We start from the raw sequence: 19,836 nt of genomic DNA on the forward strand, positions 1-19,836 counted from the left end.
CACCTGCCCTACGACGAAACCGTTGCCTGGCCACGCGAACATCACGCCGCGGCTTGACCCGTAGCAACGTGGGATGTCTTTTCGTTTCACCAGAACCGACGAACGAGCCGGCCCGAAGCCCGGCGAGCGTCGGAAAGCGGAGCGCCTGGCTTTCACTTCCGCCTGAGCGCAGGGGCCGAGCGCAGTCCCGCGGCAGCGGCAGGAAGCCCCGGCCGTGCGCGATGAAGGAAGTTAAAGTCATGGAGGCGCCGGAGCGAGCGCGAGCCGGACAGTACAGCGCGGAGCGAGGGCTCGCCCGAGCGGAGCAATCAGACGAGCGTGGCGGCGAAGGGGTCGAAGTCCTCGGCGACCGGCGGCACGGCGGCGACCCGGCTGTCCACCGCGACGACGCGGTTCTCGGTCACCGCCTCGTCGATCGCCACCATCGTGTCGAGCACGTGGTAGCCGAGTTCACCCGAAGCCAGCGGGCGACCGCCGTTCCGGGCGGCCCGGGCCAGGTCGAGCACGCCCAGCCCGCGCTCGGCGTACACGCCGGTGATCGGGACGTCCTCCCAGACCGCGGGATCCATGATCGCCGCCGGCGCGGGCGCCCGGGTGATCTTGACCTCGCCGGTGAACCGGTTGGGGTCGGGGATGACCAGCGTGCCCTCGGTGCCGGTGATCTCGACCACGCCCATCTTCACCATCGGGGAGTCGAAACTGAACACACTCTGGCTGACGCCGCCGTCGACGAACTTCGCCAGGGCACTGACGTGGGTCGGCACGTCCACCTCGAACGTCGTGCCGACCCGGTCGCCGGCCTGGATCGTCCGAGTGGCCCGGCTCTTCGAGCCGACCGCCGCGACGCTCTCCACCGAGCCGAAGACGTGCACCAGCGTGGTCAGGTAGTACGGACCCATGTCGAACAGCGGGCCGGCGCCCTTGGCGAACAGGAACTCCGGGCTCGGATGGAAGATGTCCGGCCCGATGTACTGCATCACGGTCTGCGCGGACAGCGGCTCGCCGATGTCGCCGTGCGCGATCGCCCGGCGGGCGGTCTGCACCCCCGGCCCGAGCACCGTGTCGGGAGCGATCCCGACCAGCAGGGCGGCAGCCTCGGCCTTCGCCAGCAGGGCGCGACCGCTCTCCCGGTCCACGCTGATCGGCTTCTCCGACCAGACGTGCTTGCCGGCGTCGATCGCCCGACCGGACACCTGCGCGTGTACGGCCGGGATGGTCAGGTTCACCACCAGCTCGACGTCGGGGTGAGCGATCACGTCGTCAGCGCTCCCCCACTCGCGGATGCCGTGCTTCTCCGCCTGGGACTTGGCGAGCTCGGTGTTCAGGTCGCCCAGGATCACGACGTCGATGTCGGGGAACTTGGTGAGGTTCTCCAGGTAGGTGTTGCTGATCATGCCGGTGCCGATGAAGCCGACGCCGACCGGTCCGGAACGGCTCATCACTTGATTCCATTCGCGTGGAAGAAGTCGACGCTGCCCTGCACGCCGTCGAACATGTCGCCGGCGAAGTGGTCGAACTCGATCACCGCGAACTCGCAGCCCGGCGCGGCGGCCAGGTAGTCCAGCATCGGCAGCTCGCCCTGGCCTGCGGACCGCTGGTCCAGCTCGGCCTTGTCGAACGGTGCGGCATCCGGGGTGAACGGGTTGACCCCGACGTACCCGTCCTTGACGTGCAGTGCCTTGACCCGGTCGCCGAGCCGGCCGAGCAGCGCGGTCACATCCACCTTCGCGGTCGCGGCCCAGAACACGTCCAGCTCGAGCACGACGTCGTCGCGCAGCTGGTCGACGAAGAACTCGTAGCCCGAGCGGCCGTCGATCGTCGCCGCGAACTCCTGCGCGTGGTTGTGGTAGCCGACCCGCAGGCCGTGGCCGGCTGCCGTCTCGGCGGCGGCGTTCAGCCGGGCCGCGGTCGCGGAGATCTGATCGGCGTCCAGCCAGCGGTCGAGGCCCACCATCGGGTCGATCACGTACTCCATCCCGAGCGTCTTCGCCGCGGCGAAGATCTCGTCGTGAGCGAACACCGGGATGACCCGATCGCCGAACCGCAGCTCGTCGGACAGCAGGTGCGCGTGCCCGGTCCGGGCATGCAGAGCGTGCCGCTCGAACGCCTCGGCGAGAGACTCGGCCCGATCGACGAAGGCGTACGCCTCGACCTGGGTCAGCCCCATCTCGGCGAGCCGGGCGAGGGTGCCGTCCGGGTCGGCGACGAGCTGGTCGTTGACTGTGTAGAGCTGGATCGAGAGCTGCGGCTGGGTCATCGCTGGGCGTGCCTTTCGACGGCTGGAAGAACGGGGTGCACCCAGCGTAGCATGAAAACCGACACTTGTGTCGGTTTCTGATCCGGGACGGAATGGGAGAGCGGATGACCAGCCAGCAGCGCGGCGGTTACGCGAAGGGCGACGCCCGGCGAGAGGCGATCGTGGAGGTCGCCACCGAGGTCTTCGGGACCCTCGGCTTCCGGTCGGCGACGATGCTCCAGATCGCCGCGGCGTGCGGCATCTCCCGAACCGGTCTGCTGCACCACTTCCCCACCAAGGAGAGCCTGCTCGAGGCCGTGCTCGCCCAGCGCGACCGCACCAGCGCGCTGGTCGTTCCGCTGCCGAGCGACGTCGCCGACCCTGATCTGGCGGCGATCGAACGGCTGATCGCGCTGGCCCGGCACAACGCCTCCTCGCCCGAGATCGTGAATCTGTTCTCGGTGCTCTCGGCCGAGGCCGGCGATCCCGAGCATCCTGCGCACGCGTACTTCCTCGAGCGGTACGCCGCCGCGCGGGCCGAGCTGGCGGCCGCCCTGACCCGGCTGGCCGCGCGCGGGGCCCTGGTCGCGGGCACCGACCCGCGCGCGCTGGCGATCGAGATCATCGCGCTGATGGACGGCCTCCAGGTCCAGTGGGTGCTTGCACCGGACAGCATCGACATGGCCGCGGTGCTGCGGCACCGGATCCAGGCAGCCCTGCTGCCGCCGTACGTCCTCCGCTGACGCTCACCGGCCGCTCAGGCGGGCGCGATCCTGCGGAGTTCGCATGTCTTGGCCAACCTTGCGCACGATATTGGGTGTGCGAGGTTGCACGGGGTATGCGAGGTTCCCGGCGATGGCCGCGGTTTCAGACAACCGGATCCCTTGTCAATCGGGCGCCGGCGGCTCAGTCTTGAGGGAAGGCTTTCACGAGGCGGTGATGGAGGCGATGGACGTCGGGTCGTGGCTGATCGTCGCGTTCGCGTTCCTCGTGCTGCCGCTGGCGACCCGCCCGGCGGTGCAGCGGGTGGCGGTCGCCCTGGCAGAGCGGACCGACGAGTGGTCGAAGGCACGGGCGGCGGTCAAGGACCGGATGGACCCGGAGCAGGAGAAGCTCTGGCTGTGGACCAAGCGCCGGCGGCTGTGCGCGGCGATCGACCGGATCGAGCAGCTGATCGCCACCGACGACTGGATGTCTGCCACCCGCCAGCTCGGCAACCGGCTGGCCTACGAGCAGTTGCTCGACGAGCTCCGGCACACCCCGGACGTGTTTCCCGCCGGCCTCGACTCGCCGGCTGTCGACTACTGGGCGCAGCCACTCAGTGAGCGGGCGCGCACCCGGCGGATCCGGACCGTGCGCGACGACGGCTGGGACGAGAGCACCTTCACCACCGGGTGGAGCGCGGCGACCCCGGCCGGGTTCTCCGCACAGCCGGGCGAGGTCGAGTTCCTCGACATCGGCCGCCGACGCGAGCCCTGAACCGAGACTGACGCGTCAGACGTCGCTCTGCGGTGCGCGATCGCACAGCGCCCAGGACGCGCCCGCAGACGCCGCGCTGACGGCGAGCACCGCGGGCCACGCGCCGATCTTCTTCGCCAGCGGGTGCGACGCGCCGAAGCCACCGACGTACAGGACGCTGAGCAGGGCGGTCACCGCGGGCCCGGTCTTGGCCAGCCAGGTCCGCCCGGCATACAGCCCACAGGCTCCGAGCAACACCCCGCCGAGCGGCCTGATCCCGGACTCCCGCGCCACCAGGTAGCCGCCGACCAATCCGAGGGCGGCAAGCGGTGCGGTCCGGACCGACGATGCGGGGGTGACAGGCATGACACGACCCTACCGGCGCCGATCCGGCGCGCGGCTGGCCCGATCAGCACCCGGACCGGGGGTTCAGCCGCCAGAGCCGATAGCTCCACCCGAGGTCGTAACCGAGCACGTACACGGTGTAGGGCAGCAACACCACCGAGGAGCGACGATCGCGCCGGACCGACCACTGCAGCCCGCCCAGCGGCAGCAGGAACGCAAGCAGCCCGGCGAACGCGGCACCGGGGTTCCGACGGCCGAACAGCAGACCGTTCCACGCTTCGTTCCCGATCAGCACCGCGATCGCCCAGGCGATCGTGCTCGCCCGTCGTTGGTCGATGCCGCGCGCCAGAACCATCCCCATGATCATGTAGTAGAGCGCCGCGACGGCGACGAAGCCCGACATCGGCAACTGCCCACGCGGCGCCTTCAGAGCTCGAAACCAGGCCAGCGATTCCTTGCCGACAAGGGCATTCCCGAGCACCGCGGCAGTCGCCGCGATCGTTCCGCCGGCCACGGCCGAGCGCGCTTTCATGATCGCAGGCTAGTCCTCACCCCCGAGGTCCGCAGCCTGCCTGGTCAATCCTGAAGCGCACCACTACGCTGTGATCGGGCTCGGGGACGGCACGGCGGGAGGCCCGCGGAATGCCCTTTCGGCTGGAGATCTCGACCCTCGACGTCGGTCAGGGCGACAGTTCCCTGATCATCGCCGACGACGGCAACGGACAGGTCCGGTCGATGCTGATCGACGGCGGCCTGAGCGGCTACGGTCCGACGGTCCACGGCTACGTCGCCGACCGGTTGGCCCGCGCCGGAAGCGACGGCCTCGACCACATCGTGGTCACCCACTACGACGCCGACCACGTCGGGGGCGTGCTGGCGATCCTGCTCAGCGACAACCTGACCGCGATCTGCCGCTGCCTGGCGACCGCGGCCATCAGCGCCTGGGATGCCGCCGCGGCCAGCAGCGACGCCCAGCGAACCGCGGCGGCCGCGGCCGCTGCCGCGGCGGCCGGCTGGGGTTGCTACACCGCCGGTCACGACTTTGCCTACCTCGCCGTCAAAGCAGGTGCCGAGGCAGCCGCGCTGAAGCTGCCGGGCAGCAACACGCTGGAGGACAACGCCGCCGCCGGCGCGCAGGTCGGCCTCGCCCTGGCGGGCGGGTCGTACGCGAACCCGAAGTTGATCAGAACGCCGCAGTCGTGCGGCGGCGCCGCGATCGTCGCCGGCGTGAGCACCTACCACGGCAAGGACAACATCCTGCCTGCCCGCCGCCAACTGTTCGCCGAGAACCGCATCCTGGAGCGGATCCGTGGTGCCCTGAACGGCTGCTTCCACACCGGCGGCCTGTATCGCGCTACCGAGGTGATCGACACCGGAGCGAGCCCGGGCATCCCGGACAACTGGGCCTATTTCGTCGGTGGAGCCGTGCCCCTGTGGTCGAACGACATCCCGCTCGCGCCCGGGGTGAATCGCACCCGGACCAGCATCACCCCGATGTCGCTCGGCAACGAGGTGCTCTGGCGCAGCGGGCCACGCTCCGTGGCCGCGCCGGCCGGCTCGCCGGCTGCCTTCCTGGTCACCGGTCTCGGCTACGTCTGGGGGCGCCAGACGGGAGCGCCGCCGATCAACAGCGGGCAGCGTCAGAACGACGTGGCGATCGGCCTGGCGATCCGGTTCGGCAACTTCTTCTTCTTCACCGCCGGAGATCTCCCCGGGCAGGGCGAGTTGCTCGTCGCCCCGCGGCTGCTCGGCACCGGGTTCCCGAACCCCCAGGGCGGGGCGGCGTTCGCGCCGGCGACCAGGATCGCGGCGTTCAAGGTCAGCCATCACGGCGCGGCCAGTTCGACCCCGGCCGCCTACCTGCAAGCCATCAACGCGCAGACCGCCTTCATCTCCTGCGGCAAGAACAAGTTCGGCAAGGACAGCGATCCGCACCCGACCCAGGCTGTCGTCGACCGGCTCGACGTTGCCGTACCGCGCTTCTATCTGACCAACTGCAAGTACACGACCCAACACATCCCGGCCAGCGACGGCGAGGATCAGCTGGTGCTGGTCGGCAACCGCTCCCGAGTGTGCGGTGACAACGCCGACGTGAACCTGCAGGCCGACCGCGCCCGCGGCAACGCGATGCTCACCCTGACCGAGGCCGAGTCGACCGGGACGAATGCCACCCAGCAGTTCCACGTCATGTACTGGGAGGCCGACGATCTGCCGAACGGTGGCGGCCGCCAGATCGGACTGCGGGTCGAGACGCACCCCTTCTGACCCCGCCCGTTCTGACCCTGCCCGTCTTGACCGTGCCCGTCTGGCCGTGCCGGCCGGCGGACCGATCCGCGATCGCCTCCCATCAGCGCGACAACCTGCAAGAGATCCCGTCCGTCCGATCCCGAGTGCGGATTGCCGGCGGCCCGGCCACGCCCGCCGAGGCTCGGCAGGGTGGGCACCTCACCCGGGCTCCGGCCGTCACCAGGTCCGCTGCAGCGCCCGTCGCACTTCGGTTGCCGCCCATTCCGCGACGGCGCGGGCCTCATCATCCCTACCAAAGTTGCCCTTGAGGCGGCCCCGCGCGATCACCTCGTCCAGGTGGTCGCGAAGGTACACCGTACCCATGTTGTCAGTTGTGATCGTGAACAGTACGTCCACAGCTCGTCCTTTCGCGGTTGCCTGCTTGGTCGTAGCCGGGGGTGGGTTGGCCCATCCAGCCCACCCAGCGCCCTCACCCGCCATTGGTGAAGGCGGGGGGGAACGATCGTCACCTCCAGCTCGCCGTGCGTCGCATCGGCTGCCAGCGGCGTGGTTCCGGTACACCTGGGATCGGCGACGGTCTGTTGTCCTGCATGTGCACCGGCTGGCTATCACGAGCCGCGAGAGTCAGCCGATGGTCAAAACGCCCGGGCCCAGGGCCGCGCCGAGAGCCGCCCCCGCCACCATGAACGGGCCGAACGGGATCAGCGTGCGCAGGTCCAGCCGCATGACCTTGACGATCGCGATCCCCACCACCGCGCTGAGCAGGAAGGCACCGAGGAGTCCGAGCAGAGCTTGGGACCAGCCGAGCCAGCCGAGGAAGAGGCCGAGGACGCCGGCGAGCTTCACGTCGCCGCGCCCGAGCTGTCCCGGCCTGATCACGGCAAGCAGGACGTAGACGGCGAAGGCGAGTGTCCCCAACCCGAGCGCCCGGAGCAGCCTCATCGGGTCATGCTCAACGACGGCCGCCGACGCCAGGGCGCCGAGCATGATCAGGTACAACGGTCCGACGATCTTGTTCGGCAACCGGAAGACGGCGAGGTCGATGACGAACAACAGCGCGCAGCCAACACCCAGCAGCGCATAGCCGATCAGTTCGGCCCAATTGCTCGCCAGGGTGGCGGCACCGGCCCCGGCCAGAGCCGCCACCGCGACGTGCAGATGGCCGGAGAGCCAGAAGGACTCGGCCTTGGCCAGCTTGCGCATCCAGCGGGTCAGCAGCAGGGCCGCGATCCCCGAGATCAGAGCCGTGCAGATGATGACGGTGGTCGACATTCTCACATTCCTTGGAAGACTTTGGCGATGTCCATTGCTGCCGGTCCCATCACGACGATGAACAGCACCGGCATGATGCAGAACAGCAGCGGGAAGATCACCTTGACGGGGATCTTCATGGCCTTCTCCTCGGCCCGCTGCCGGCGCTTGATGCGCATTTCGCCGGCTTGTGTGCGAAGCACGTCGGCAACTGGGATGCCGTTCTTGTCGGCTTGGACCACTGCGCGGGTGAACCGGCGCAGATCCTCGACGTTGGTCCGCTCACCCAGCGCCTGGTAGGCCTGGCGGCGGGTCTGGCCCATCTCGATGTCCTGCAGGGTTCGGACCAGTTCTTCCGCGAGCGGTCCGGTGCCGTTGCGTCCGGCCTGAGCCATCGCGGACTCGAAGCCGAGCCCGGCCTCGACAGCGATGGTCATCTGGTCCAGGGTGTCGGCGAGCTGCAGTCCGATCTGCTCGTTACGCTTGATGGCCCTGTTGTAGAGGAGCAACTCGGGCAGGTAGTAGCACCCGACAGTGAGCAGCGCGACGATCACGACCGCCGCCGCTTTGCCGGTGGCCGCAACGTAGATCAGTCCGAGGACAGCACCGACGACGACGAGCAGCAGTTTGGCGCGGAGCAGCCGTTCGAGTGGCCACCCGGCCGGGCGTCCTGCGCGGGATGCCAGCCGGTCCACCCGGCGGACCGCGCCGCCCGGGATCAGCCGCAGCACCAACGGACGCTTGCCGGCCCGCTGTACCCCGTCAAGCGCGGGCGCCTGCGCGGTCATCCCGCCCGCCCGCGGCCCTGTGCGCAGGCCACGCTGCAGGTTCGCGACAGCGTACTGGTGCGCTCGGCTGGGGCGGCTGAACAATGCCCAGGCCAGCAGCGGCAGGGCGATGCTGAGCGCGCCGATGGCGAGCCAGGTCTGAGTCGACATGTCAAAGACTTTCGGTGCGTAGTCAGAACTTGAGGATGGTGACCTTGCGCAGCCACACCCCACCGGCAACCATCAGCGCCGCGGCGATGACGAGCAGGCCGTAGCCGAGCAGGCTCTGGCTGAACTTCGCCAGGTAGCCGGGATTGACCACAAGCAAGAAGCCGGCTACCCCGATCGGCAGCACCATCAGCACGATGGCGGACAGTCGGCCTTCGGCGCTCAGGGTCTGGACCTGGCGTTTGATCTGGCCGCGTTCGCGAATGGTGGCGCCGACCTGGTCAAGGACTTCGGCCAGGTTGCCGCCGACGTTGCGGTTGATCGTGATGGCATGGGCAATCCAGGTCATGTCCTTGCTGTTCATCCGGGTTGCGACCTCTTCGAGGGCATGGCCGGCGTCGCGGCCGACTCGCGTCTCGTTGATCACGCGGGTGAACTCCTCCGACAGCGGTGCCGGCGCCTCACGGGCCATGGCGTCGAGGGCCTGGAGCAGGCTGTGGCCGGCCCGCAGGTTGCCGGCGAGCATCTGCATCGCATCGTCCAACTGGGCCTCGAAGGCCCGCTGCCGCTTGCTGGTCTTCAGGCCGAGGAACACCTTGGCGGCGACCGGCACCAGCAAGGCGAGCAGCAGTGCAGGCAGCAGCCCACCGAGTACCGCGCCCAGTGCCGCCCCGGACAGCACTCCTGCGATCAGGATCAGCAGGAAGTCCTGCGGCCGCATCCTGATCCCGGCCAGTTCGAGGACGGCCTCGGTAGACGACCGGCTCCCGCGGCTGCGGAGGAACCGGTCGAGCACCGTGGTGACAGCCGCTGTCGCCCGGGTCAGGGTCGAGTCCGGCGGGGCCACACCGGGCCGGCGCCGGGAGAACTCCAGCTGCTTGGGGCGTGGCCCGGCCAGGAGGTAGACGACGACCCCGACCGCCAGGGCGCAGACCACCAGGGCAACGATGACGGCGACCGGCATCCCGAACAGCGAGGTCATCGCACGCTCCGCACGGGCTTGACGGCGGGCGGGGCGAAGATCCGGGCGGGCACGGTGATGCCCAGCTCCTCGAACCGCTCGGTGAACCGGGGGCGGACACCGGTGGCGACAGAATTCCCGATGAACTTGCCGTTCTCGTTCATGCCGGCGGCGTAGTCGAAGACGAATGCGTCCTGCAGGGTGACGGTCTGGCCCTCCATGCCTTGGACCTCGGTCAGCGAGACGACCCGCCGGCTGCCGTCGCGGAGCCGCGCGAGCTGGACGATGACATCGACCGCGGAGGCGACCTGTTCCCGGATGGCGCGGAGCGGCAGGTCCAGTCCGGCCATCAGCACCAGGGTCTCCAGCCGGGCGATGGCGTCGCGGGGAGAGTTGGCATGGACGGTGGACAGCGATCCGTCGTGGCCGGTGTTCATGGCCTGCAACATGTCCAGGGACTCCCCGCCGCGGACCTCGCCGACGACGATCCGGTCCGGTCGCATGCGCAGCGAGTTGCGGACCAGGTCGCGGATGGTGATCTCGCCCTTGCCCTCCATGTTGGCCGGGCGGGACTCGAGCCGGACCAGGTGCTCCTGGTGGAGCTGGAGCTCGATCGCGTCCTCGATGGTGATGATGCGTTCGGACTCGGGGATGAAGGAGGACAGCACATTCAAGAGGGTGGTCTTGCCGGAGCCGGTGCCGCCGGAGACGATGATGTTGAGCCGGGCTTCGACACAGGCGCGGAGTAGCTCGGCCATCTCCTCGGTGATGGTGTCCATGCTGATCAGGTCGTTCACGGTGAACGGGTCGCGGGCGAACTTGCGGATGGTCAGTGCCGGGCCGCTGAAGGACAGTGGCGGAATGATCGCGTTCACCCGGGAGCCGTCGGCCAGCCGGGCGTCGACCAGCGGGGAGGACTCGTCGATCCGACGGCCTACCTTGGACACGATGCGCTCGATGATCCGGCGCAGATGCTCCTCCGAGGTGAAGTGGACGTCGGACAGCGAGAGCTTGCCGCGGCGTTCGATGTAGACGGTGTCCGGTCCGTTGACCATGATCTCGGTGACGTCGGTGTCGTCGAGCAGCCGTTGCAGCGGACCGAGGCCGAGCACGTCGTCGCTGACATCCTGGATCAGCCGCTGCTGCTGCGCGGTGGTCAGTGGGACGCCTTCCTCAGCGACCACCGCGGCGAGTTCGGTCCGCACCAGCGCGTGGAGCTGCTCCTCGGTGAGAGTCGGGTCGTTGAGCCGGGCGCCGAGCCGCTCGTACATGGCGTTCGTGGCCCGGTCCATCAGCGCCACCAGGGTCTCACTGATGCCGGTGCGCGGCCCGGGAGACGGCGCATGCGGGCGCGGAACAGCGCGCGCAACGGGCCGGGGCCCGGTGTCTCCACCGGGCCCGGCTCCCCCCGTGCGAGCGGCCTCGAGGCGTTCGGAGAGGTTCATGCCGCGACCGTCCCCTTCTTCTTGAACAGCTGCCAGCGAGACGCCGGTTGGGGCGAGGGCTTCGCCCCGGCAACGGGTGACTCGACGGTCCGGCCGGGCCGGGTGGGAGTGGCGATGCGGTCGACCAGGTTCCGCAGGTGTTTGGTGAGCGGGTCCCGAACACCGGACTGGAGCAGCGGGATGCCCTGGTTGACCGAGGTGAGCGCGGCCTTCGACCGGGGCAGAGCCAGGTCGACCCTGGTGCCGATGGTGGCCTCCACGTCGGCAACCGAGAGCAGACCCTTGTGGTCGGCGAAGTTGAGCACCACCCGCCGGGAGTCGAGGGTCAGCTCCAGCTCCCGGATGGTGTCGAGTTCCTTGCGCAGACCCCGGATCCCTGGGACGTCCATGCTGGACAGCAGGATCAGGTCGGTGGTCGCATCGAGCGCCGCCAAGGTGGTCTCCGACATGCCGGGAGCGGTGTCGATCACGACGTAGCGGAACTCCGCGGCCAGTCCATGCAGCAGGTGGCTGATGTCGTCGGCGGTGATCTTGTCCGCGTCACTGGGCACGTTCGGTGCGCAGATGGCATACAGCCCGGACTTGTGCTGGGTGAGGAAGGTCTTCATCACGACCGCGTCGTAGCGGGCCGCACCGTGGACGACGTCGGCAAGGAAGTGGTGCGGTTCCAGGTCGAGCCCGCTGGCGACGTCTCCGAACTGGACGTCGAGGTCGACGATCACCGTCGAGCCGGGCGCCCTCTGAGCCAGGCCCACGGCGATGTTGGTCGCCACGGTGGTCTTGCCGACGCCGCCCTTCGGCGACATGACACTGACGACCTGACCGGCAGGCACGACACGGGTGACCTCGGCCGGGACCTCGGTGAGCTGCGCCACCCGATTCCGGGTCGCGGAGGCGACGGCCTCGACCGCGTCGCCAAACTCGGCCAGCGTGGCGTACGGGGGGAGGATGTCCTGGACCCCCACCCGCATCGCCGGCAACGCCAGGTCACCGGGTCGGTCGCTGACCAGAAGCACACCGGTGGCCGGGTAGGTCTCGATCAGGACCGCGGCCAGTGCCAGCTTGCCATTGGCATCGGCCCGGCAGTCCATGATCAGCACTTCCGGCGGGAGGCCGGTGAACTGGGCCAGCAGAGAGGCCGGGTCTCCGGTCCCGCCGGCCGGCGAGAACGCGGTGCTGCCGGTGAGCGGCTGGAGACGGTCGCGTAGCTCGGCGGAGGAGCTGATCAGCGAAACGCGGGTCATTGGTACAGCCCTTCTTCCCTGACGATCTGAGCACCGCTCGGATCGGCGTCGGCGTTCTCCTTCGACAGCCAGATGCTGCCTTTCTCGGCGGTGAAGACGATCTTCTCTGCCTGCGGGGCGGTCACCGCCAACGTGACCATGACGCTCTGGCCTTCCGGCATCGGTGCCGGAGCAGATCCGGCATCAGTGCTGTGGGCCACCGGTGCGAGGCCGCCCTGGACCCGGGTCACCAGCACCCGGTGAAAGGTCAGGTGCGTCAGGTCGTCCTTCGGGTTCGCTTTGTTGTTCGGGTACTCGACCTCGATCGAGAAGAACACCCCGACCGTGTCGCCGGGCACGATGTTGCCGCCCAGCGCCCGCTGTTGGTCGAGCTGCACCGACACCTCCTGCAGGCCCTTCGGCACCGGCGCCGACTGCCCGTCGGTCATGGTCGCCGCGTTGGCGAACCGGGAGGCAAGCACCTGCTCGCCCGGCTGCAGATCGGCGGTGGCGACCAGGCCCTTGACCTGGTCGAGGCTGGTCACCGAGCCCGGAGCGATCGCGGTTGCCGGCAGTTCCTTACTGGCGACCTGTCTGGTGAGCTGGTCGGCCGGCGTGCCCTTGGCGATCGGTTTCTCGACGACGAGCACCTGAGCGGTCTGCAGCCCGGCCATCGCCCGCTGGTCAGCTCGGTGGACGTAGAGGTAGAGCGTGGTGGCCCCGACCGCGGCCAGCACGAGTGCCGCGACGGCGGCGAGGATGCGACGTTTCATAGGTGGTCTCTTTTACTTGATGAGGCTGATGATGGAGAGCCCGAGCGAGGGTCCGCCGCCGTCGGTGGTCAGGACCTCGTTGAGGTCGACATATCGGGTGAAATAGCCGGCGATACAGCGTTCACTGCCACTGCAACCGGCGACTCCGGACGTCGGCCAATTCTTGTACTGACCTGAGAAGTAGTAGCCGGTGAATCTGAATGCGGCATATCCATAGACGTGATAACTGGCGTTGTTGCCGGTACCGGTGTAGTTGTCGAAGACCGGGATCAGGACCGTCTTCCCGACAAGGGCGTCGAAATTCGACGGGTTACATCCGTTCGGTGGCGTGTTCCCAGTCGAGGAGGTGATCCAGCCGTTGACGAGGCTGGCAATGGTGCACGTTCCGGAGGTCGGATCGACCCATCCGAAACCACCCGGCACAACGTTTCCGGATGGACCGACGCAATTGCTGGTCGATGTCTTGGTGAGGACGATCTTGCGCTGGACCGTGCTGTCCAGGCCGCCGGGACCACCGTTCTGCCAGTTCCACTCGCAGACGGAGAAGGCGAGCGGGAAAGTTGCCCCGGCGTTGGGGCCGCCCCATACGGCGGTGGCCTGCGCATGGACGTTGGAGTCGTTCGACCCCCAGATCCGGGCGAACCAGTGCTGCTGGGTGTCGGCGGTCCGCACGGTGACCTTGCCGGCGGTCAACTCAAGCACGGTACCGGTCGCGGCTCCGTCGTTCACGTTGGACGAGGCGTAGCTGTTCGCGGTGGCCGACGTGCTGCCGCACGCGCCTTTGGCGCAAGCCTGGGCGATCGCCAGCGCGCCGGCGTCCGCACCGTTCTGCAGCTGCCGGCGCTTGGCCCACAGTCCACCGACGTCGACGGCAAGTGCCGCCATGCCGAGCAGCGCGACCATCAGGATCGCGACGACGACGGCGACCGCGCCTCGCTCGCGGTCGGCGGATGTCAGCCGTTGCATCGCATGACTCCCTTCCCGTGAAGCGATATCGACGGACCGAACATGTCGGTGATGAAGGGCATGCTGTAGTTGATCGTGACCGTGGCCTGGGCGCCGGCCGTGTTCGGGTTCGGGCACCCCGCGCCCGGGGTGACGACGATCTGGCCGCCAGTCAGACCGAGGCCGGTGGCGGCGTTGATGGTCGCGCTCTTGGCGTTCGCCACCGCAGTGGCTGGGGTGGTGCTGAGAGCCATCACGCGTACACCCTCGCGGGCGGCGGCGGACAGCGTGATCTGCGTGTAGAAGGCGCGCCCGAACTCGGCGATGCCGAGCACCAGCACCAGCAGCACAGGAACCACCAGAGCGAACTCCAGCGCAGCAGCACCGCGCTCTGATTGTCGAGGCTGCATGGTCGGGAGTTCCTTTCAGACGGTTAATGTGTTTGGCCGGCGGAGAACTGCAGAAGCAGAGCTCCGCCGGTCACAAGGTGGTTCCGTGATCAGATCACGGATTGGTGCCGCCGATTGCGGTGTTGACCTCCCCGAACAGGGTGTCGAGCCGGGTACCGAGAGCGGCCACCGTGCCCACGATCACAGCGGCGATGAGGCCGACCATCAGGCCGTACTCCACCGCAGTGGCGCCCTCGTCGTCGCTGATGAACTGCTTGATTGCATTCGACATAGCGAATGACTCCTTTGGTGATTGGCTTCGGCTCCCCGAAGCAGATTCCCCCCACGATCCGGATTGGAGCCGCGGTATGGCAAGGAAGTTACAGCGGTTTTCGCATCCTGCCAATTAGCTGAATTCTTCACTACTCAAGGTTCAACCATCAAAGGCTCAACAAATCATCGAGATGCACGTGTGGCGATTTCCGCCCAAATTCGAAGCGCACTAATACCGCAGCACAACCTCAGATAAGTCCGAAGGCTGGCTCAAGGAGGGGTCAGGACAAGCCCGTGGGTCACCGTGAATCGGTTAAGATTCGGATGACCTCAAGAATTAATGAAACTTGCCCGGCCGGTCGCTGTGCCCCCGGCTAAGAGCCTGCAGGCATCGCCCAGAGTGACGCCGGTCAGTCAGCGGGGCGCGGCCGCTGGGCGTACGGCTGCCGGGGCGGTCCGGTGCGACGATGGCGTCTGCCGAACTATAGCGATCGAGATCGCCGCGGCGGGCGTGGGTCGGTGTCGACCGGGTGGCCGTGGCGAAGGTCGCTATCCCGGACGCGCCATCGGTGTCGCGTCGTCAGGGCGCGTGACCGAGCGGCGCCAGTGCGACCGGCCCGCCCGGTGCGCGAGCGGCGCGTGTGCGCGAGCGGCGCTACCGGAGGGTGACGAGCAGAGGTGCCGGTCGAGGAAGACGGCACGCTGGTCTAGCTGATGTCGGCGCTGTGCCGGAGGAGACCCAGTTCCTCCGGCACGTCACATCCGAGTCGAGAACGCTCCGAGCCGCATGGCTCGGCCGCGATCGTCGTCAAGACCCCGATCGTCAGTTGAGATCCTTGATCCGTGGGTCAGGGGTGGAGGTTGGGGACGACCTCGGCGGCCTTGCCGGTGTACGTCCCACGGCTCCCGCGATCCCCGGGGTCGCCCTGGCCGCCCTTGCCGGCGCCGGAGCCGCCGTCGTTGTGCTTGCCGCCCGAACCGCCGGTACCGCCGTCGCCACCGTCGCCGCCGTTGCCCGGGGTGCCGGCCTCGCCGGGCGGTGCGCCGACCTGGACCTTCTGGACCTTGGCGAGATCGGCCACCGTCGGGACGTACACCGTGATGTTGCCCAGCGCGTCCGTGCCGTTCCCGCCGTCTCCGGCCCGGCCGCCCTTGCCGCCGGGGCCGCCCGCCTTGCCGCTCCCGCCGGCGTTGCCGGTGCAGCCGCAGCTGACGCCGTTGCCGCCGTTGCCGCCGGGCTGACCGAGGCCACCGTCCCCGCCGTCGCCGCCCTTGGCGCCCGGACCGGACTGGGTGTAGAACGCCAGCTGCGGTGCGCTCAGGGTCTTCTTGATCCAGATCGTGGCTCCCTGGCTACCGGTGCCGTTGTCGCCGTTGGTGCCGTCGGTGCCCTTGGTGCCGCGGTCCCCAGTCGTCCCGTCGCCGCCACCGTGGCCGGCGATGCCCGCCGAGGAACACTCGCCCGGGCCGCCGCTGCCGGCCCGCCCGGCCTGAGCGGGCTTGTCCGGCTTGCCGGGTGTGGCCGGGGTGAGCCCGACGATCTGGAAGTCCGAGACGTTGCCGATCGGGTCGGCTCGGGTGAACGTGTCGCAGGTGAACGTCAGGTTCGTCGCCGCGCAGTAGAAGTAGCCACCGGGCTTCATCGTGACGTCGGTATAGACCACGACGTTGGAGGTGCCGTCGGTGTGGCTGAGATCCTTCTTGCCGTCCACCGTGATCGGCTGCGGATCGGCGGTCACCGCCACCTTCAGCGGGAAGGCCGGGGCGACCGCCTCGCGCGCCTCGTCGGTCAGGGCTTCGTCCCCGACGGCGTACGCGGCCACGTTGCGGACCAGCTCGTCGGCGAGCCCCTCCCCCTTGCCGGTCGAGCCGAACAACGCGGCGAAGTGTTCCGCCCGGCCCTTGTCGTCCAGGCCGATGTCCAGCAGCCACTTCAGCTGGTCGACGTCCTTGATCGTGACGGTGGTCTCGACGGCCTGGTCGCCGTTCGGACCGAAGTCGACACCCAGCTGGCGGAGCTTGTCGAAGCTGGTCACCCGTTCCTCCTCAGGTCTCTGCCGAGACCTCGTTGATGTACGTCGGCGGCGCCGGTCGCGACCGCCCGTCCTTGCCGTCGTTGCCGTCCTTGCCATCCGCCCCGTCGGTGCCATTCAGTGCCTCGGGGCCCTTCAGTGCCTCGGGGCCATTCAGTGCCTCGGGGCCATCCAGTGCCTTGGGGCCGTTCACGGCCGCGGCCTCGCCCCCGGCGCCGCCGGCACCCCCCGCGCCACCCCGACCGCCCCGGCCGCCCCATCCGCCGGCCGAGGAGAGCGCGCGGACCTCGACCCGGTCGGCCTGATCCGGCCGGACCGTCAGGAACACGTTGGACGAGATGCCGCCCGTCCCGCCCGGACCACCGCGGCCACCGTCGCCACCCACCCCGCCGTCGCCACCGCGTCCCGCCGGAACGTGCTGGGCGACCGCGGACACTTCCGCTGCCCCGTCACCACCGCGGCCGCCGGCGCCACCGTCGCCGCCGGCCCCGCCGGCCAGTCCCCTTCCTGCGCCAGCCCGTACGACCACCGCGCGGACACCGGCTGCCATTGAGATGTCGCCGAGGTAGATGTCGGCGAGCTTGCTCGGACCACCGCTGGCGCCGGGCCTGCCGTCGGTGCCCGCCGTGCCGTCGGTTCCGGGCAGGCCGTCCGCCGCGCCCGCGACCGGGGTCTCCAGCAACCGGAGCCCGACGAAGGTCGGGGTCGTTCGGGCCGTCCGCCCGTGCGTGCCCGCCACTCCGTCGATGCCTCGGAGCCCGTCGGGTGCGCGCTCCCGGTTGCGTCGCGGATCGACCGAGAACGGGGTCGGCAAGATGCCGAGATGGAAGTCGTCCGGACCATCACCGGCGGCCGCCGTGACGACGAGCCGCTGCACCACCAGCACCAGCAGGTTGCCCTGCACGGCGAGCTGCGCCCCCGGCTCGAGCACGAGCTCGCCGACGTTCACGAAGACGAGCAGGTCGTCCAGGTCGTCCAGGCCGAACTCGGCGCCGCGGACGCTGACGTCCCAGCACTCACCCGCCGCCACCGTTCGGCGCAGCACGCTGGTGGCCTTGGCCGGAAACGGGAAGTGGCGGCCCGCGCCGGTCTCGTCGGTCGGGTCGATCCACCCGTCGGCGAAGACGGCCGCCTCCAGCCGGTCGTGCACGCCCTGGCCGATGCTGCGCCGCAGGGCGATCTCGGGCGCGAAGAACACCGACTGGCGGCGGCGCCGTTGCTCCGGTGTGACCGGCACCAGATCGCGCGCTGCCGCGACCGAGTCGATCACCGGGTAGCCGACCTCGGTCCGGCCGGCCAGCAGCGCGGCGGCGGAGTGGCCGAGCCGTGCCGCCTGGTCGAGGAAGCCGGCCTGCAGCCCCGGTGGCAGCGGCTCGCCGAGGCCGCTCGCCCGGAGCGGCGCCTCAGGCGGGGCGGACATACCGCACCGCGAACGCGACATCGGCACCGGCCGACCACGGGACGCCCGGCTGGACCGTCTGGCTGGTGCTGCTGAACTGGGTGTACTGATTCGTGGCCGCGGTCCAGTAGTAGCCGCCCTGACCACGGTAGTTGTAGCTACCGATGGCACGCTGCCCGGTCAGATTCGCGCCGAACGTCGCGACCCCACCCGAGATCAGCGCGGCGTACGCGCCCGCGCCGTAGATCGCGATCAGCTCCTGCCAGACCGCGACGCTCGGCAGCTCCCAGCCCGGCGGACCATGGTCGGTCGCCGCGTCCTGGGTGTAGAGCCGGCCGTATCCGGGCAGCGGACTCTGTGCGTTGTCGTACACGTACGACCCGGCACAGTCATACACGTAGTCGGCCAGCATCCAGTAGTAGCTGCCGAACCGCGCGGTCGGGTAGGTGGTGTTCCCGTTCGGATCACGGACGTAGGACAGCTGCAGATAGGACGTGTACTGCCCCGAGCCCAGATAGCCGCCCTTGCTGTCCAGCGCCTGCAGCGTCATGAAGAACGCCTCGCTCAGCTGCGGCGCCGGCAGTGTCACGGTCGCGCCGCCGTAGGTCAGCGGGCCGGGACCGGGAGTGTTCGTCACGTTCTTCAGCCCGGAGGCGGCCGAGGAGGTGAGCACGCTCACCGAGGCGGCGCCGAACGTGGTCCAGCTGACCGGGATCTCCACCGTGGCATCCGGGTCGGTCACGGCCACCACCGGATTGGTCGCCGAGAAGGCGAGCACGCCCAGGGTGGGGGGCGCCGGCTGCTTGTTGATGTCGAGCACGTACAGCTGGTCGTCGTAGGCCTTTGTCGAGTCCTTCGCGAAGCCGGTGCACAGCACGAGCATCTGGGTGTGCCCCACCACGGTGTTGGTGATGACCTGATTGAAGACGAACGTCACGTTGGCCGAGTCGGTCCGCACCCCGTCCAGCAGCTTGACGTTGCCCTCCGACGGGGCGAACAGCCACTCCGGATGCGTCTTGCCCTTCGTCGGCGGCCCCGGCGGCGTCCACGGCGCCTTCGGTGGCTGGGCCTGCATGTTGGCGTTGATCGACCAGGCCGAGTAGGCGCTCTTGTCGTCCGGCGCCAACGACCCACTGGTGTTGCCGTAGACGAACGACACCACGACCTGGGGTGTGCCGGACAGTGTCGACCCGGTCGCCAGCGGCGTCTCGCCGACGTTCTTCAGCGTCAGCACCAGCTGGTTGACCAGCACGTTCGACTTGTCCCGGCAATAGACCAGGCCCTGGTTGTCCAACGACACCTGGAGTACGTCGCCGAGCTTCAGGTTGCCCGGCGCGGGCGGCAGGGTCACCGCGACTTTGGCGTTCACCTGCGAGGGGGTGTTGCCCGTCATGTTGTCCGGCGCGAGGGCCCAGCTGAAGTTCGGCGCCGGCGAGGCGGTGGTCAGCACGCCGGTGATCGGCAGCGTGAGCGAGGCGTCGGCCGCCCACGACGCGTCCGCCGTGCAGGTCAGGGTCAGCGTGTTCGCGTCGGTGTCGACGTCCGGCTTCGACCACCCGGTCACGTTCACCCCGAGCCCGCTCAGCTGGCTGCTGGTGAACAGGTCGCCGGGCAGATAGAAGGTGAGCGTCGACGGCGCGTCGGCGTCCGCGGTCAGCCCGACGGTGCCCCCGGTGTTGTTCACCAGCACGACGTTCACGGTCGTCGAGACCCCGGTGTAGAGCACAGCGGTCTTGGTGTCGGTGTTGATCAGGGTGAAGCCGATCAGGTCGTCATCGCTCATTTCTCTCCCCGTTCGCTCGCGCCCGGCGCCAGGAATCCGGTCATCCGCGGCCACGGCCCGGAAGGCCCGCTCGCCTCCTCCAGAGCGAGGGGCGCCACGGTCTCGCCTTCCGTTCCGCGACCACGGACGACCGGAGCGCC

20 protein-coding genes are annotated in these 19,836 nt (G+C 69.1%); 3 read left to right on the top strand and 17 right to left on the bottom strand.

All coding sequences use genetic code 11. The features are described from left to right. Positions 1-308: 308 nt before the first annotated feature. Positions 309-1,439, bottom strand: coding sequence for a Gfo/Idh/MocA family protein (locus ABD747_RS23380; protein ID WP_344809220.1), 1,131 nt, complete (start codon positions 1,437-1,439; stop codon positions 309-311). After that, on the bottom strand, positions 1,439-2,257 hold the full coding sequence (locus ABD747_RS23385; protein WP_344809222.1) for a sugar phosphate isomerase/epimerase family protein: 819 nt from the start codon (positions 2,255-2,257) through the stop codon (positions 1,439-1,441). The genes ABD747_RS23380 and ABD747_RS23385 overlap by 1 nt, the downstream gene beginning before the upstream one ends. A 104-nt stretch (positions 2,258-2,361) precedes the next feature. On the opposite strand from ABD747_RS23385, the gene ABD747_RS23390 reads away from it, so the two are divergent. Beyond that, the gene (locus ABD747_RS23390) at positions 2,362-2,979 is read left to right on the top strand and encodes a TetR/AcrR family transcriptional regulator (RefSeq protein ID WP_344809225.1); all 618 of its coding nucleotides are present in this window, start codon (positions 2,362-2,364) and stop codon (positions 2,977-2,979) included. A gap of 196 nt (positions 2,980-3,175) precedes the next feature. Further along, a complete protein-coding gene (locus ABD747_RS23395; protein ID WP_344809227.1) occupies positions 3,176-3,715 on the top strand; it encodes a hypothetical protein in 540 nt (179 codons plus the stop codon). 15 nt (positions 3,716-3,730) lie between these two features. On the opposite strand, the gene ABD747_RS23400 is transcribed toward ABD747_RS23395, so the two are convergent. Then, positions 3,731-4,060 carry a hypothetical protein gene (locus ABD747_RS23400; protein ID WP_344809229.1) on the bottom strand — a complete coding sequence of 110 codons (330 nt, stop codon included), beginning with the start codon at positions 4,058-4,060 and terminating at the stop codon, positions 3,731-3,733. 43 nt (positions 4,061-4,103) lie between these two features. After that, a complete protein-coding gene (locus ABD747_RS23405; RefSeq protein WP_344809231.1) occupies positions 4,104-4,571 on the bottom strand; it encodes a tryptophan-rich sensory protein in 468 nt (155 codons plus the stop codon). Between the two features lie 110 nt (positions 4,572-4,681). Here ABD747_RS23405 and ABD747_RS23410 point away from each other — a divergent pair, with 110 nt between their 5' ends. After that, a complete protein-coding gene (locus ABD747_RS23410) occupies positions 4,682-6,304 on the top strand; it encodes an MBL fold metallo-hydrolase (RefSeq protein WP_344809235.1) in 1,623 nt (540 codons plus the stop codon). Between the two features lie 198 nt (positions 6,305-6,502). Here the strand turns inward: ABD747_RS23410 and ABD747_RS23415 are convergent, their stop codons facing one another. The 13 genes from ABD747_RS23415 to ABD747_RS23475 all read right to left on the bottom strand — a co-directional run bounded on the left by ABD747_RS23415 (position 6,503) and on the right by ABD747_RS23475 (position 19,696). Beyond that, the gene (locus ABD747_RS23415) at positions 6,503-6,682 is read right to left on the bottom strand and encodes a hypothetical protein (RefSeq protein WP_344809237.1); all 180 of its coding nucleotides are present in this window, start codon (positions 6,680-6,682) and stop codon (positions 6,503-6,505) included. Positions 6,683-6,910: 228 nt separating this feature from the next. Then, a complete protein-coding gene (locus tag ABD747_RS23420) occupies positions 6,911-7,558 on the bottom strand; it encodes an A24 family peptidase (RefSeq protein WP_344809239.1) in 648 nt (215 codons plus the stop codon). Positions 7,559-7,560: 2 nt separating this feature from the next. Further along, positions 7,561-8,325, bottom strand: a complete 765-nt coding sequence (locus tag ABD747_RS23425) for a type II secretion system F family protein (protein WP_344809240.1) — start codon at positions 8,323-8,325, stop codon at positions 7,561-7,563. 172 nt (positions 8,326-8,497) lie between these two features. Next, complete coding sequence (locus ABD747_RS23430) at positions 8,498-9,454, bottom strand: type II secretion system F family protein (RefSeq protein WP_344809241.1); 957 nt, start codon at positions 9,452-9,454, stop codon at positions 8,498-8,500. Beyond that, complete coding sequence (locus ABD747_RS23435; RefSeq protein WP_344809685.1) at positions 9,451-10,725, bottom strand: CpaF family protein; 1,275 nt, start codon at positions 10,723-10,725, stop codon at positions 9,451-9,453. The genes ABD747_RS23430 and ABD747_RS23435 overlap by 4 nt, the downstream gene beginning before the upstream one ends. 149 nt (positions 10,726-10,874) lie before the next feature. Next, complete coding sequence (locus ABD747_RS23440) at positions 10,875-12,122, bottom strand: AAA family ATPase (RefSeq protein ID WP_344809243.1); 1,248 nt, start codon at positions 12,120-12,122, stop codon at positions 10,875-10,877. Next, the gene (gene cpaB, locus ABD747_RS23445) at positions 12,119-12,874 is read right to left on the bottom strand and encodes a Flp pilus assembly protein CpaB (RefSeq protein ID WP_344809245.1); all 756 of its coding nucleotides are present in this window, start codon (positions 12,872-12,874) and stop codon (positions 12,119-12,121) included. Before cpaB ends, ABD747_RS23440 begins: the two co-directional genes overlap by 4 nt. Positions 12,875-12,886: 12 nt before the next feature. Further along, on the bottom strand, positions 12,887-13,840 hold the full coding sequence (locus tag ABD747_RS23450; RefSeq protein WP_344809247.1) for a TadE/TadG family type IV pilus assembly protein: 954 nt from the start codon (positions 13,838-13,840) through the stop codon (positions 12,887-12,889). Continuing rightward, positions 13,828-14,229 carry a TadE/TadG family type IV pilus assembly protein gene (locus tag ABD747_RS23455; protein WP_344809249.1) on the bottom strand — a complete coding sequence of 134 codons (402 nt, stop codon included), beginning with the start codon at positions 14,227-14,229 and terminating at the stop codon, positions 13,828-13,830. Before ABD747_RS23455 ends, ABD747_RS23450 begins: the two co-directional genes overlap by 13 nt. A gap of 94 nt (positions 14,230-14,323) precedes the next feature. Then, on the bottom strand, positions 14,324-14,500 hold the full coding sequence (locus tag ABD747_RS23460; protein WP_344809251.1) for a Flp family type IVb pilin: 177 nt from the start codon (positions 14,498-14,500) through the stop codon (positions 14,324-14,326). 829 nt (positions 14,501-15,329) lie between these two features. Next, entirely contained in the window at positions 15,330-16,517 is a 1,188-nt protein-coding gene (locus tag ABD747_RS23465) for a hypothetical protein (RefSeq protein ID WP_344809253.1), read from the bottom strand. A gap of 10 nt (positions 16,518-16,527) precedes the next feature. Beyond that, entirely contained in the window at positions 16,528-17,934 is a 1,407-nt protein-coding gene (locus ABD747_RS23470; protein ID WP_344809255.1) for a hypothetical protein, read from the bottom strand. Beyond that, a complete protein-coding gene (locus ABD747_RS23475; protein ID WP_344809257.1) occupies positions 17,918-19,696 on the bottom strand; it encodes an FISUMP domain-containing protein in 1,779 nt (592 codons plus the stop codon). The genes ABD747_RS23470 and ABD747_RS23475 overlap by 17 nt, the downstream gene beginning before the upstream one ends. Positions 19,697-19,836: the final 140 nt, after the last annotated feature.

Origin of the sequence: Microlunatus ginsengisoli (assembly GCF_039537205.1) — a bacterium.
In the GTDB taxonomy this organism is placed as follows: Bacteria; Actinomycetota; Actinomycetes; order Propionibacteriales; family Propionibacteriaceae; genus Microlunatus; species Microlunatus ginsengisoli.